The sequence below is a fragment of the bacterium genome (assembly GCA_035371905.1).
Classification (GTDB): domain Bacteria; phylum Ratteibacteria; class UBA8468; order B48-G9; family JAFGKM01; genus JAMWDI01.
Map to the genome: position 1 here is coordinate 22,653 of DAORXQ010000009.1, position 13,782 is coordinate 36,434.

The 13,782-nt window shown below is 29.4% G+C and carries 14 protein-coding genes, 1 tRNA gene and 1 riboswitch; of the genes, 5 read left to right on the top strand and 10 right to left on the bottom strand.

Annotation, left to right across the window (positions count from 1 at the left end):
* Position 1: 1 nt before the first annotated feature.
* The 10 genes from PKV21_01895 to rpiB form a co-directional block, all read right to left on the bottom strand.
* Positions 2-1,018 (bottom strand): 4Fe-4S dicluster domain-containing protein, encoded by a 1,017-nt coding sequence (locus PKV21_01895; GenBank protein HOM26242.1) that lies wholly within the window; start codon positions 1,016-1,018, stop codon positions 2-4.
* A gap of 81 nt (positions 1,019-1,099) precedes the next feature.
* Entirely contained in the window at positions 1,100-1,909 is an 810-nt protein-coding gene (locus PKV21_01900) for an ABC transporter ATP-binding protein (protein ID HOM26243.1), read from the bottom strand.
* The gene (locus PKV21_01905) at positions 1,903-2,853 is read right to left on the bottom strand and encodes an iron ABC transporter permease (GenBank protein HOM26244.1); all 951 of its coding nucleotides are present in this window, start codon (positions 2,851-2,853) and stop codon (positions 1,903-1,905) included. The genes PKV21_01900 and PKV21_01905 overlap by 7 nt, the downstream gene beginning before the upstream one ends.
* Positions 2,850-3,362, bottom strand: a complete 513-nt coding sequence (locus PKV21_01910; protein ID HOM26245.1) for a cob(I)yrinic acid a,c-diamide adenosyltransferase — start codon at positions 3,360-3,362, stop codon at positions 2,850-2,852. Before PKV21_01910 ends, PKV21_01905 begins: the two co-directional genes overlap by 4 nt.
* Entirely contained in the window at positions 3,355-4,170 is an 816-nt protein-coding gene (locus PKV21_01915; GenBank protein HOM26246.1) for a helical backbone metal receptor, read from the bottom strand. Before PKV21_01915 ends, PKV21_01910 begins: the two co-directional genes overlap by 8 nt.
* Positions 4,171-4,899 carry a prepilin-type N-terminal cleavage/methylation domain-containing protein gene (locus tag PKV21_01920; protein HOM26247.1) on the bottom strand — a complete coding sequence of 243 codons (729 nt, stop codon included), beginning with the start codon at positions 4,897-4,899 and terminating at the stop codon, positions 4,171-4,173.
* Between the two features lie 166 nt (positions 4,900-5,065).
* Positions 5,066-5,271, bottom strand: a riboswitch (cobalamin riboswitch).
* Between the two features lie 113 nt (positions 5,272-5,384).
* Positions 5,385-5,457 (bottom strand) — tRNA-Lys (locus PKV21_01925).
* A 280-nt stretch (positions 5,458-5,737) separates the two neighbouring features.
* Entirely contained in the window at positions 5,738-6,682 is a 945-nt protein-coding gene (locus PKV21_01930) for an aminotransferase class IV (protein ID HOM26248.1), read from the bottom strand.
* Positions 6,657-8,057, bottom strand: a complete 1,401-nt coding sequence (gene pabB / locus PKV21_01935) for an aminodeoxychorismate synthase component I (protein ID HOM26249.1) — start codon at positions 8,055-8,057, stop codon at positions 6,657-6,659. The genes PKV21_01930 and pabB overlap by 26 nt, the downstream gene beginning before the upstream one ends.
* A complete protein-coding gene (gene rpiB, locus PKV21_01940) occupies positions 8,041-8,490 on the bottom strand; it encodes a ribose 5-phosphate isomerase B (GenBank protein ID HOM26250.1) in 450 nt (149 codons plus the stop codon). Before rpiB ends, pabB begins: the two co-directional genes overlap by 17 nt.
* 132 nt (positions 8,491-8,622) lie before the next feature.
* On the opposite strand from rpiB, the gene PKV21_01945 reads away from it, so the two are divergent.
* From PKV21_01945 to PKV21_01965, 5 genes are all read left to right on the top strand, one after another.
* Entirely contained in the window at positions 8,623-10,332 is a 1,710-nt protein-coding gene (locus tag PKV21_01945) for a glycoside hydrolase family 2 TIM barrel-domain containing protein (protein HOM26251.1), read from the top strand.
* A gap of 156 nt (positions 10,333-10,488) precedes the next feature.
* The gene (locus PKV21_01950) at positions 10,489-10,908 is read left to right on the top strand and encodes a secondary thiamine-phosphate synthase enzyme YjbQ (GenBank protein ID HOM26252.1); all 420 of its coding nucleotides are present in this window, start codon (positions 10,489-10,491) and stop codon (positions 10,906-10,908) included.
* 3 nt (positions 10,909-10,911) lie between these two features.
* Positions 10,912-11,313: a formate/nitrite transporter family protein gene (locus tag PKV21_01955; protein ID HOM26253.1), complete on the top strand. Its 402-nt coding sequence runs from the start codon at positions 10,912-10,914 to the stop codon at positions 11,311-11,313.
* On the top strand, positions 11,291-11,716 hold the full coding sequence (locus PKV21_01960) for a formate/nitrite transporter family protein (protein HOM26254.1): 426 nt from the start codon (positions 11,291-11,293) through the stop codon (positions 11,714-11,716). Before PKV21_01955 ends, PKV21_01960 begins: the two co-directional genes overlap by 23 nt.
* A 121-nt stretch (positions 11,717-11,837) precedes the next feature.
* Positions 11,838-13,782: FAD-dependent oxidoreductase (locus PKV21_01965; GenBank protein HOM26255.1), on the top strand; the 1,945-nt coding region annotated here is incomplete at its 3' end.

Genomic DNA, 13,782 nt, shown 5'->3' on the forward strand with positions numbered 1-13,782 from the left:
TTTAAACCTTTACTTTCTCCTTTAAAACCTCTGTCAGAACCCTTCTTTTATCAATTTTCCCTATACATCCACTTATACACCTTCCACAACCGGTACATCCAATAATTCCAAAATTTTCCTTCATATACCAGTATTTACATAACAATCTATTTGCATATCTATCAAACAAAGTTGGTCTTGGACTTACTCCTGAAGCCATTCTTGCATATCCGGGAAAAAGACAGGCATCCCAGACCTTAACTTTTTTAAAATTACCATCTGTACTTGTATCCTCAAGTAAAAAACAAACACATGTCGGACAGTTAAAATTACAACTGCCACAAGAAACACAATTTTTTATATCATTTGGTTTTTGCCAGTATTCTGTATGATACATTCCTTTTAAATTCTCAAAATTTTTAATATCAAATTCTCTGTTTATTTCATTTATCTTTTCTTCTACTTTTTTCCTATCTTCTTCCAATTGTTTTATCTGTGACTCATTTACCTGATAAAATCTTGTATCTTTTCCTATAAATTCCTTACCTTTTTCACTTCCAATTTCAACAATAAAGCCATTTTCAATTTTACTCAAATTTAAATCAAAGTTTTTTTCAGGATATGGCTTTACTCCAACAAGTGTACAGAAACAACTATTATATGGATTTTTACAGTCAAAACTTATAATTAAGATGTTTTCTCTTCTTTTTGAAAAATTCGGGTCTTTATAATCACTATTTTTAAAAACAGAATCAAGAACATCAATAGCCCTTAAATCACAGGAAGTTACTCCCATAACAACAAGTTTTTCAATATTTTTTATTTCAGGTACAACAAACTCTTTAATTGGATACAGAAATATTTTAACAGGTTCAACCGCCCTTGCTTTATCATAAACAATCTTCTCTAAATTTTCTTCATTCAGATTCTCATAAAATAAAAAATTGTTATTTTCAACAGGTGCAAAAATCCTATTTTCTTTTATTTTTCCCTTTAAAAAATTCTTCCAGTCATCCACTTTTATATATAATTTTTCCATTTTATTTGTAATTTTTTTCACAAACTGTTTTATAAATTTTACACAAAAAAATTTTTAAGTCAAATTTTTTGTATGAAACTTCTATTTATTTCCAGAATTATTTTTTCTATTTCCTTCAAGTAAATATGAAGGTAACCCAAAGACATTGATTTTTTTTGTAAATGGATTTTTGTAAACAAGAACTTTTGTATTATAAACATCTTCAATATTTTGATATGTCAAGACCTCTTCTGGATTGCCTTTTCTGTAAATCTCTCCATTTTTGAATAAAATTATTTTTGTGGCATAGCAGGAAGCAATATTCAAATCATGAAAAATACTTATAACTGTAATCCCTTTTTCATTTAGTCTTTTAAGAATATCCATAATCTGAAATTGGTATCCAATATCAAGATGACTCGTTGGTTCATCAAGTAATATTACTTTTGGATTCTGGATTATTATCTGTGCAATATAAATCCTCTGTTTTTCTCCTTCCGATAATTCATTGATTCCTTTTTCAAAAAATTTTTTGATATTTAATGTCTCTCCAACTTTTTCAATTATTTCCTCTTTTTCCTTACCGAATCTACCAGTAAATGGAAATCTACCAAGAAGCAAAAAATCCTTTACATTGATATTAAATGTAACTTCAATTTCACTCGGTAAGTAAGCAATTTCTCTTGCATAGTCAATACTTCTGATACTTTTTAAATCCCTCCCTTTATAATAAATAAAACCGCTTTCAGGCAGTAAAATTTTTGATAATATTTTTAAAAAAGTTGTTTTTCCACTTCCATTCGGTCCAACTATACCAACAAATTCTCCTTCTGAAATTTCAACATTTATATCTTTCAAAACTCTATTTTTACCATAACTGAAACTCAAATTTTTAATATCATAAATTACCATATCCTTCTTTCCTTAAATAAAAGGAATAAAAAGAAAATACCACCAAAAAATCCAGTTATAACACCAACAGGAATTTCTACAGGTCTTATTATAAATTTTGAAATAGTATCGCAGATTATAAGAAAACCGCCACCAGTTAAAAAAGAAATGGGAATTATTTTTCTATGTACTGAACCATAAATTGCCCTTACAATATGAGGAATGATTAAACCAACAAAACCAATTATTCCAGAAAGTGATACACATAAAGAAGAGATAAGACAGGTTATAAAAAATGCAACATTTTTTTCAAAGTTTACATTTATTCCAAGTGTCTTTGCCTTTTCCTCATCTATACTTAAAATATCATAAACTCTTGATGAAAAGAAGAGAAAGATAAATGAAATGAAAATTAGAATACCAGCATAAATTAAAATTTTTTCTGAAAAAGAGGATAAATCACCAAATAAAAATAAAACAGTTGAATAGAATTTTTCATATTGTGAAATTGAAATTAAAAATAAAACAAGTGAAGAACAGATAAAATTTAAAGAAATCCCAGCAAGTATTATTGATGATGTTGAAAATTTTCTTATTATTGACAGTAAAATAATTAAAAATAGTGAAAAAATTGCACCCAAAAAAGCAAAAAATGGAATTGAATATACTTTACCCATTATTACACCTATTGCTATGCCAAGAGAAGCACCACCTGAAATTCCAAGAGTATAACTTTCAGCAAGAGGATTTTTAAGAATTGATTGTAAAACAGCACCTGAAATTGAAAGGCCAGCACCAACTATAAATGCACATATAACTCTTGGAATTCTTATTTTTAAAAAAATTGTTTTTTCAATTTCAGAAAGATTAAAAATATCCTTAAATGTATAAATTTTTGAGCCAAAGAAAGTCCCGAAATAAATTGAAAAAATGAAAAATAAAATGAGAAATAATTTTTTTCTCAATATTCAATCCCCTTCCTTGCTTTTATTCCCTTATCATATGGATGTTTTATTTTTTTTATTTCACTCACATAATCTGCCTTTTCAATAATCTTTTCTGTTGCCCCTCTACCTGTTAAAACAAGTTCAATATTTTCTGGTTTTTCTTCCATCATTTCAATTATTTCCTCTTCCTTTAAAAATCCATCCCTTAAAGGAATCAAAATCTCATCACATATAACAACATCATATTTTTTCTCTTTCAGAATTTTTCTTATAAAATCAAGCCCTTTTAAACATTCATTCCTCAATTCTTCTCTATCCACATTTTCAAAACAGGTATGTTTTTCAGCAAAAACAAAAATATCAACTCCAATTTTTTCAAGTATTTTAAACTCTCCATAACCCCATTTTTCTGGATTTTTATGGAAATATATATAACAAACCCTTAAATTATGGCCCCTTGCCCTTATCGCAAGTCCAATTACCGCTGTTGTCTTTCCTTTTCCATCTCCTGTATAAATTTCAATCATTTCCGAACCCCGTCCTCCTCCTTAATTCTTTAACAACTTCAACAAAAGATAATGGAGTGGGACTGCAAATCTTATCACTATCAACTACAAAAATTTTATCATTTTTTACCGCATCTATCATATTGTATTTCTTCCAGTTTTTCTTTTCTTCCTCTGTATCTATTCCCATAGTTGTTATAATGATTATTTCAGGATTTAATTTTATTATCTCTTCCATACTGTAAATACCTCCTTTTCCCTTTATAACATTTTCTCCACCCGTAAACTCAATTATATCATTAACAAAAGAATCAGTCCCTGCAACCCATAATGGTCTTGTTCCAACCTGAATTAGTACCTTTGGCTTTTTTCTTTTTGATTTTTTCTTAATCTCTTCTATTTCTCTTTTTACTTTTTCCACAATTTCTTTTGCTTCTTTTTCTTTTCCTATAATCTTCCCTATTTTTATAAAGTCATTACAAAGTTGCTTGAAATTTAAAGAATAACTTATAATTTCAACTCTTATTCCTAAATCTCTCAATTTTTTCACATCCTTTGGATTTGTTAAGTTTGTTGCAAATACTATATCAGGCTTTAATGAATAAATCTTTTCAATATTAACATCAATTACATTACCCACTTTTTCCTTGTATTTTGCTTCTTCTGGTCTTGTGCAGTATATAGTATTTCCAATAATTTTATCCCCTTTGCCAAGTAAAAAAATATCTTCAGTAATAGCAGGTCCAAGAGAAACAATCCTTTCAGGAATTTTTTCAGCAGAAACAAAACAGTATAAAGAAAAAATTAATAAAAATAACTTTTTTTTCATTTATTCAAGGTCATATAAACTATCATCTTTTGATAAATCTCCAAGAGAAGAATTTTTTGAACTCACATTATATTTTGTTCTTAAACTTTCAACATGTCCATCGCAGAAAGCAACATTTGCAAATCCATTATGTCTGAAATGGACATTTGGCCCAATCCATGAATAATAAGGGTCATTTGGTGCTCTTAAATAGTTATTTCCTATTATTTCATTTGTAAAAGAGGACCATGAAGCACTATCACATAATAGAACTGTTTCAGATGGTTTTCTTATTCTTGATAATTTTGTTGGTGGAGTTGCCTGACCATCCCATACAGAATACCCTCCTCCAATATATGAAGCATTATAAGCATAACCTGTAAATGGTCTATCATATGACTTTATTATTTTTTTTGCAGTTGGGCATTCAAATACACCTTTTGTTAAATAACTTCCAATAATACCTGGTCTATAAGTTGCCCACCATGTATCTGTTGCAAAATCCCATGCAATTTCAGATGTTGTTGTAAGATAGTAGGTAGGAGGGAAGTAATCATCATTATCCTGAACATACATTAAAAAAGCAGTTGTTAATTGTTTTAAATTACTCAAACAGGTTGCCTGTCTTGCTCTTTCCCTTGCTTTTGCAAGTGCTGGCATAAGCATTGCTGAAAGAATTCCTATGATAGCAACTACAACAAGCAATTCTATCAATGTAAACCCTTTTCTTTTATTAATTTTTTCTCTCATTTGTCCCTCCTTTTTTTAAATATTTTTCAAAACTTTTACTTTTTTTCAAAATCTTTCTTCAATTTATTTCCTTTTATATCACCTCCTCTAAATAAAAAAGCCCGCCACTTTTTTTGGCGGGCTGCACCCGTTTTCCTTTGCCATTTCTTTCCGCCCTCGCAGAAAGAAATATCGCCATATCCGGGGCAGGTCTTCTGACTCGGGCTTCATCCTACTCGGCAGCCTTCCCATCCAAATTTATAGACAGTGGCTTTTTCGCCTTTCGTCTGCCCTCACAGCTCCGGGGGAGTGGCTGATCATCCCCCAATTATTTTGGCGGACTACAGCACTTCCCTATTAAGCCATAAAGGCACCCCGAATTTTCAATTTTAAAATACACCTAAAAAATAAATTTGTCAAGTCCTTGTTATGTTTGAAATTATTAAAAAAAGAGAGCCCCCGGGTAGGGAGCTCTCCGAAAGGGGGTGAGGGGGGATGTGGGTTTGTAGGCCGCGCAGGACTCGAACCTGCTGCCCCCGCCTTAAAAGGGCGGTGCTCTGCCGGGTGAGCTAGCGGCCCAGCCGGTTAAAAAAATTAAAGAAAATGATTATACTTTTATTTTAACTTTATGTCAATTTATTTTATAAAACCCCTTTTCTTCTAAATGATTTAAAGTTACCTTAAATACACTACACAAATTTTTTTATATAAAATTTTACCGCATATTTTATTTTATGTAAAATCTTCGAATTGCCTCATTAAAAAAATCTAGTTGAAATTATACCTTATCTCCTGGAAAATAAAAAGAAAAAAGGAAAAAAAGATGTAAGATAAAAAAAATTAAATTAAAAAATAAAGTTTACGAAATTTTGAAGTTATATACGAACTTTTTCCAGCAAAAGATAAAATTGGTAGAGAAAATAAAAACAGGTAGTAAAAAAAGGAAAAAATATGATAAGACAAAGGCACATTTTAAAATCTTCCAGTATAATTTCCCAAAATATTCTGAATATTTAAATTTTTTTGATTTAAAATATCCTTTAATTTCTCTGACAGGCATAATTCCCATTAAAGTATTTGTAAAAAAAACTTCATCACAATTTTTTAAAAAATCTGGTTTAAAAAATCCTTCCTTTATTTTAATTTTTTCCTTTTTACATATTTCAAAAACAATTTTTCTTGTTATCCCTTCAAGACATCCGCATTCAAGTGAAGGAGTGTAAATAATATCATTTTTAACAAAAAAAATATTTGCGATACTTCCTTCAGAAATATATCCAACGTTATCAAGAACTACTATATCATCACATTTTTCTTTCTCTGCCTCTATTTTTAATATCACATTTTCAAGAAAATTTATTGATTTTATTTTTGATAATACAGATTTTTCATTTCTTCTTATTTCTTTGCTTATAGTACATTTTATTCCCTCTTTATAAAATCTCTCCGGATATGGTCTAAATTTTTTTATAATTATTAAAAAATTAGAATCCTTTTTTTTCAGAGGAGAAAATATATCTGGTCTTTTACGCCACAGGTTCAATCTTATATAGTAAAAACCATCTTCCAGATTATCTGATAATATTTTTTTTATCCTTTTTTTATCAGGCATTCTCAAATTACATATAAATGCTCCTTTTTTCATTCTCTCCCAGTGCTGGTCAAATCTGAAAATTTTTTTATTTATAGAAATTAATGTCTCAAAAATCCCATCTCCATATAAAAATCCCCTTCTTAAGTCATTAAAATTTAAATCTTCATTCTCTATTCTTTTCCCATTAAATAACAAAATCTCTGATTTCATCTTCCTTTATCCCTATTGTTAAAAATAAATTTCTTGCCTTTACTATTGTTTCCTCATATTCTTTTTCAGGTATACTATCCCAGACAATTCCTCCTCCGCAGGGATAATAAATTTTATTATTTTTCAAAAGTAAAGTCCTTATAAGAATATTTAGTTGTAAATTTTCATTAAAACCAAAGTATCCGGAAGACCCTGTATAAAAACTTCTTTTTGTTGGTTCAAGTTCTTCTATAATTTCCATTGCTCTTTTTTTGGGAGCACCTGTAATAGAACCCCCAGGAAAAATCGCTTTTATAATTTTTTCAAGATTTACATCTTTTCTTAATTTACCTTCTATTGTTGAAGTTGTTTGATAAACTGTTTTATATTTTTCAAGATTTATAAGTTTTTTTACTTTAACACTTCCATATTCACAGATTTTTCCAAAATCATTTCTTTCAAGGTCTACTATCATAATAAGTTCTGCTCTATCCTTTTTACTTTCAAGTAAATCATTCTTAATTTTTTCATCTAATTTTTTATCATTCAATCTTCTTCTTGTTCCTTTCATCGGTTTTGTTACAATTTCTCTTCCCTGTTTTTTTAAAAATAATTCAGGGGAATTTGAAATCAAAATAAAATCATCAAAATTAAAATAAGCAGAATAAGGAGCAGGATTTATCTTTTTTAGTTTTAAAAATAAAGGATATGGTCTAAATTCTCCTTTTACTTCAAATCTATGTGAAAAATTTATCTGGTAAACATCTCCTTCCTTAATATAATTTTTTATTTTTTCAATTGAGGAAATATATCTTGAAAAACTCATATTTTGACTCAATTTTTCTATTTTGAACTCCGGATTTTCATTTCTTAAATTTTTTGCTTTTTCAATATTTTTTTTCAAGAATTTCTTTATCTGTACAAATTTCTTATTGAAATGCCTGTCTTTTTCCAAATTTGATGAAATTAAAATTGCCTTTTTTCTGTAATTGTCAAAAACCAAAATCATCTCATAAAAACATATAAAAATATCAGGCAAATTTAAATCATCTTCTGATATATCAGGCAAATCTTCTATCTGCCATCCAAGGTCATAAGATAAAAATCCAAAACCACCCGGTAGAAAAAAATACTCTGAACTTAATTTATAAGAATCAAAAATCTTCTGAAGTTCAGAAATTGGGTCATTTTTCAACCTTTTTATCTGATTATATCTTTTTATTTCAATATTTCTTTTTTTGCTTCTAAAAATTAAAAAGGGAGAAAAACCACAGATTGTATATTTTTCAATTTTATTCCAGTTAACTTCCATAAAAAAACTGAAAGGATATTCACAGATAAAAAGATAGAATTTTTCTGGATTTATGTAAGGAAAGTTTTCAACAAAAATTTTCATTTTCAATTCTTTTAATTTTATTCACTCTTTTCAGGTGTCTTCCTTTTGTAAATGGAGTTGATATGAATGTTTTTGCAATTTCAAATGCAAGTTCTTTCCCTATCAATCTTCCTCCAAGAGTTAATATATTTGCATTATTGTGCTGCCTTGCTAAAATTGCATCATATATTGAACAACATCTTGCTGCCCTTATACCTTTAAATTTATTAGCAACTATATCCATACCTATTCCTGTTCCACATATCAAAATTCCATATTCAATTTCTTTATTCAGGATAGATTTTGCAACCTTTTCAGCATAATCAGGATAATCAACAACTTTTTTTACTTCAGGTCCATAATCAACAACTTCACAACCTTCTTTTTTCAAATTCTCAATTAAATAATTTTTCAATTCAAAACCTGCATGGTCTGAAGCAATTCCAATTTTCATCTTTTTCCTTTTTGTTTTATTATAAACTTTTTTAAATGAATGTAAAATTTCTTTCTTCTGAAATTAATAAAAAAGTTTTTGACAGAAAATTGAAAAGAGATATTATTTTTTAAGGCAAAGAAGGAGGACTAAATGATACCGAGAGAAGAACATCCAAGACCGGATTTTAAAAGAAAAGAATGGATAAATTTAAATGGAAGTTGGGATTTTGAAATAGACCTATCAAATACAGGTATTGAGAAAAAATATTATCTACCTGAAAAAAAATTTAAAGAAAAAATAATTGTTCCTTTTCCTCCTGAAAGTAAACTTTCAGGAATTGAAAACAAGGACTTTATGGTATCTGTATGGTATAAAAGAAAAATTGCAATCCCTGAAAACTGGAGAAATAAAAGGATATTTTTAAATTTTGGTGCGGTTGATTTTCTTACAAATGTTTGGATAAATGGAGAAAAAATTGGAACCCATATAGGTGGGTATACTCCTTTTAGATTTGAAATAACAGAATTTTTAAAAAGTGAAAATATTCTTGTTGTCAATGCCTATGATGACAACAGAAATTTTTTACAACCCTGTGGAAAACAGTCCCAAAAGTATAACTCCTATGGATGTCATTACACAAGAGTAACTGGAATATGGCAGACAGTTTATCTTGAAGGTACAGGTAAGAACTATATTAAAAATTTTAGAATTTATCCTGATTATGATACAGGAAGAGTTTTATTTTTAGTTGAAATTGAAGGAATGGGTAATTTGAAGGTTGAAGTATATGCTGAAAATGAAAAATCTGTGGAAAAAGAGGCGTATGGAAGCAAATTCATTTTTTTAGAGACAGATATTAAAGATTTTATACCATGGAGTTTTGAAAATCCTTTTCTTTATGATGTCAGATTCTCTCTTTATTCAGATGGTAAAAAAGAGGATGAGGTATGTTCATATTTTGGTTTCAGAAAGATTGAGATAAGAGATAAAAAAATTTTTCTTAATAAAAAACCGATTTTTATGAGGATGGTTCTTGACCAGGGGTATTATCCTGATGGAATCTATACAGCACCTGATGAAAACTCAATTATAAATGATATAAAAATAGCAAAGGATATGGGATTTAATGGAGCAAGATTACATCAGAAAATTTTTGAACCAATATTCTTATACTGGGCTGATAAACTTGGATATCTTATATGGGGAGAGTATCCGAACTGGGGAATAAAAAATGGAATTAATCATGAATGTTTTGGAATTTTTGTAAAGGAATGGATAGAAAAAATTGAAAGAGATTTCAATCATCCTTCAATAATCGGTTGGTGTCCTTTGAATGAAACAAGTCCATCTCAGGATAACGAACTTGTAAGAACTTTATATAGGATTACGAAAAATATTGATAAAACAAGACCTGTTATAGATACTTCTGGATATGTTCATGTTGAAACAGATATTTATGACTGCCACAACTATAAACAGAATCCAGAAGAGTTTAAAAAAGATTTTGAGCCATTTAAAAAAAATGATACTATCTGGCAGAATTTTCCACAATTTGATGCTCCTTATAAAGGACAGCCATACTGGGTAAGTGAATATGGAGGGATATGGTGGGATGTTGAAGGAAAAAAGAATGGATGGGGATATGGAGAAAGACCAAAAACAGAAAATGACTTTATTGAAAGATACAGAAAACTTACTGAAATACTTTTAAATCATCCTAAAATATGTGGTTTCTGCTATACTCAACTTTATGATGTAGAACAGGAAGTTAATGGACTTTACACATATTCAAGAAAACCAAAATTCAACCCGGAAATAATAAGAAAAATAAATACTCAAAAAGCAGAAATAGAAAAATAATATGGAGGACGTTCTGCAAAGGGTTAGCACCCTTGGGCATGGGTCTAAAAAACCAATTTATATACGCAGTAACGTCCTCCATTTTTAATTATACCTTTAAGTTTCAAAAAGTAAACAGATATTGAAAAAAAGAAAAGAGATAGTAAAATAAAAGTAATGAAAAGTTATACTGAATACATCTGGTTCTGCACAGAAAAGAAAGTTGAGTTTATAAATATAACAGAAAAAGTTGAAGAAACAGTCAGAAAAAGCGGAATTAAAGAAGGATTATGTGTTGTAAATGCAATGCATATAACCGCAAGTGTTTTTATAAATGATGATGAAAGGGGGTTGCATTCTGACTTTCTTGACTTTCTTGAAAAACTTGCACCACACCAGCCAGTTTCAAAATACAGACATAATCTGACAGGTGAAACAAATGCAGACGCTCATTTAAAAAGAACAATAATGGGAAGAGAAGTTGTTATTGCAATTACAGATGGAAAACTTGATTTAGGTCCATGGGAACAGATTTTTTATGGTGAATTTGATGGACAGAGAAAAAAAAGAGTTTTAATAAAAATAATAGGGGAATAATATATGGAAAATCTATTTTTAGAACCAAAAGAAATATCTGAAAAACTTGTAAAAATAGGGATTAAAAAAGCAGAAGGAAACATCTTTGAACTTTTCTTTTTTGGAATCTTTGCAGGTATATATATTGGTTTTGGTGCTCAATGTGCATTAACAATTATGAGTGGTGGAACTCTTGACCCTAGATTTACTAAATTTCTTGCAGGAAGTGTTTTCAGTGTTGGACTTATGCTTGTTTTAATCCCGGGTGCCGAACTTTTTACTGGAAATCTTTTAATGACAATAGGACTTTTTGAAAGAAAATATAATTTTTTAAAACTTTTAAGAAACTGGTTGATTGTTTATCTGGGGAATTTTTTAGGGTCTATATTCTTAGCATATATTTTTGAAAACAGGTCTTTGTGGTAATTCTTCAACAGGTTTAACATCTATTGGAGAACTTGCTGTAAAAGTAGCAGAAACAAAAATAAATTTGAGTTTTACAGAAGCATTTTCAAGAGGAATTCTCTGTAATATGCTGGTATGCCTTGCAGTTATAATGTGTATTTCCTCTATTACAGTTACAGGGAAAATCTTCGGTATTTATTTCCCCATTATGACATTTGTTGCCTGCGGTTATGAACACTCAATTGCAAATATGTATTTCCTTCCAGTTGGTCTTATGGTAAAAGGTAGTTTTATTCGTGAATTTTATTCAATATGGAAAAATCTAATACCTGTGACTCTTGGAAATATAGTAGGAGGTCTTATAATAGTTGTCTTCCATCCAAAAATGCTTAAAAAAATTTTTTCAAAAAAACATGAATTTTGACCTGAACAGAAAAGATAAATTATAATTTCATACTATAGAAAGTGAGACAATATTTGTCCAGAATAAAAAAAATAGTTATACTTGATTATAAGGAATTCCAAGATTAACAAAGGAGAAACATATGGATAAAAAATATGAACTTGTGGTATGTGGAGGTGGGCTTGCTGGAGTTTGTGCTGCTATTGCTGGAAAACGACTTGGACTTTCTACCTGTATAATTCAGGATAGGCCTGTTTTTGGAGGAAACGCAAGTTCTGAAATAAGAGTTAATATTGGGGGTGCCTGTTCTTTTAATTCATGGGCAAGGGAAACAGGTATTATATCCGAAATATTTCTTGAAGAGAGAAAGAGAAATTTTGAGTATCATCGTACAACATGGAGTAATGGAATTCTTGATATTGTTTTATATGAGTTTTTGAGGAATGAAGGTGTTGAAATGTATTTGAATACTTCTGTTCGTAAGGCAATTATGAAGTCAAAGGATATAATTGAAGGTGTCTACTGTGTTCAACTTGGAAGCGAAAAAGAATTTATTATTTATGGTGATTATTTTATTGATGCGACAGGAGATGGAGTTGTTGGTTTTACTTCAGGAGCAGAATTCAGAATGGGAAGGGAGAGTAAATATGAGTTTGGAGAAGAACTTGCTCCTGAAAAAGAAGATATGGGGATAATGGGAAATTCTTTACTTTTCCTTGTGAGAGATACAGGAAGACCTGTTAAATATACACCACCTTCATGGGCGATTAAATTTGAAAAGGATGATATAACACTCAAAACAAGAGCACATACTTATAAACCAGGATACTGGTGGATAGAAATTGGTTATCCATTTGATACAATTTATGATAATGAAGAGATAAAACATAAACTTCTTGCGTATGTTTTTGGTGTATGGGACCATATGAAAAATGCAGAAGACCATGGATTTGAAAATTTTATTCTTGAGTGGGTGTGTATGGTGCCAGGAAAAAGAGAATCAAGAAGATTTATGGGTGATTATATTTTAAATGAAAATGATATAAAACAGAGAAAGAAATTTGAAGATGCAATTGCTTATGGAGGATGGTATATTGATTTACATACCCCGGGTGGAATACTTGCAGAAGACAAACCACCAGAACCAACCCACACAATAGAAAAGGAAAAACATATTGAAGAGAAAGATAAAAGATTTGTTTATGTTTATCAGATTCCTTATAGATGCATTTATTCAAAAAATATTAAAAATCTCTTCTTTGCGGGAAGAAATATAAGTGTGACTCATGTTGCTCTGGGAACTACAAGATTGATGGGAACATGTGCCATTTTAGGTCAAGCAGCAGGAACAGGTGTTTATTTATGTAAAAAATACAATTTTTCACCAAGAGAAATTTATGAGAAAGGATATTATAAAGAATTGCAGCAGATTTTATTGAGAGAAGGTTGTTTCATCCCGGAAATTAAAAATGAGGATAAAAATGATTTATGTCTTAACTCAAAAATTTCTGTTTCCTCAACAAAAAGTTTAAAATTTGAAAAATTTGATGGAGAAATAAAACTTGATATACCGATGGGAGAAAAAATCCCCCTTAAGGGCAAAGTTAAAAAAATTAAATTAAAATGCAGAATTGAAGAAGATGCTATTTTAAAATTTCATTTAAGGAGTTCTTATGACATATGGGATTTCACTTCTCAAAAGGATATTTTATATAAGGAAGTAAAGGTTAAAAAAGGAGATGAAGAAATACTTATTGAAATAAATAATCGGTTTGAAAAAGGGATATATTGGTTTTATTTTGAAAAAAATGAAAATGTTTGTTTAAAAACAACCAATGAAACTCTGCCTGGTCTGTGTCTTGTTTCAAAACCTGGAAAAAATTGGAGATTTGACTGGTCAAGAAGAAATATATATTTTGAGATTGAACCTGAGATTTATCCATTTGATGGAGAAAATATAATAAGTGGTGTATCAAGACCTGAAAAATGGACAAATGTATGGATATCGGAAAAAAAGATGCCCCAGTATATTGAAGTAGATTTTGAAAAAGAAAAAGAGTTTAATTTAATTCAATTCATTTTTAATG

Bases quoted from the DNA above. Each gene is read 5' to 3' on its own strand.
- PKV21_01895 (HOM26242.1), bottom strand. From the start codon at position 1,018: ATGGAAAAATTATATATAAAAGTGGATGACTGGAAGAATTTTTTAAAG.
- PKV21_01900 (HOM26243.1), bottom strand. From the start codon at position 1,909: ATGGTAATTTATGATATTAAAAATTTGAGTTTCAGTTATGGTAAAAAT.
- PKV21_01910 (HOM26245.1), bottom strand. From the start codon at position 3,362: ATGATTGAAATTTATACAGGAGATGGAAAAGGAAAGACAACAGCGGTA.
- PKV21_01915 (HOM26246.1), bottom strand. From the start codon at position 4,170: ATGAAAAAAAAGTTATTTTTATTAATTTTTTCTTTATACTGTTTTGTT.
- PKV21_01920 (HOM26247.1), bottom strand. From the start codon at position 4,899: ATGAGAGAAAAAATTAATAAAAGAAAAGGGTTTACATTGATAGAATTG.
- PKV21_01930 (HOM26248.1), bottom strand. From the start codon at position 6,682: ATGAAATCAGAGATTTTGTTATTTAATGGGAAAAGAATAGAGAATGAA.
- pabB (HOM26249.1), bottom strand. From the start codon at position 8,057: ATGAAAATTTTTGTTGAAAACTTTCCTTACATAAATCCAGAAAAATTC.
- rpiB (HOM26250.1), bottom strand. From the start codon at position 8,490: ATGAAAATTGGAATTGCTTCAGACCATGCAGGTTTTGAATTGAAAAAT.
- PKV21_01945 (HOM26251.1), top strand. From the start codon at position 8,623: ATGATACCGAGAGAAGAACATCCAAGACCGGATTTTAAAAGAAAAGAA.
- PKV21_01950 (HOM26252.1), top strand. From the start codon at position 10,489: ATGAAAAGTTATACTGAATACATCTGGTTCTGCACAGAAAAGAAAGTT.
- PKV21_01955 (HOM26253.1), top strand. From the start codon at position 10,912: ATGGAAAATCTATTTTTAGAACCAAAAGAAATATCTGAAAAACTTGTA.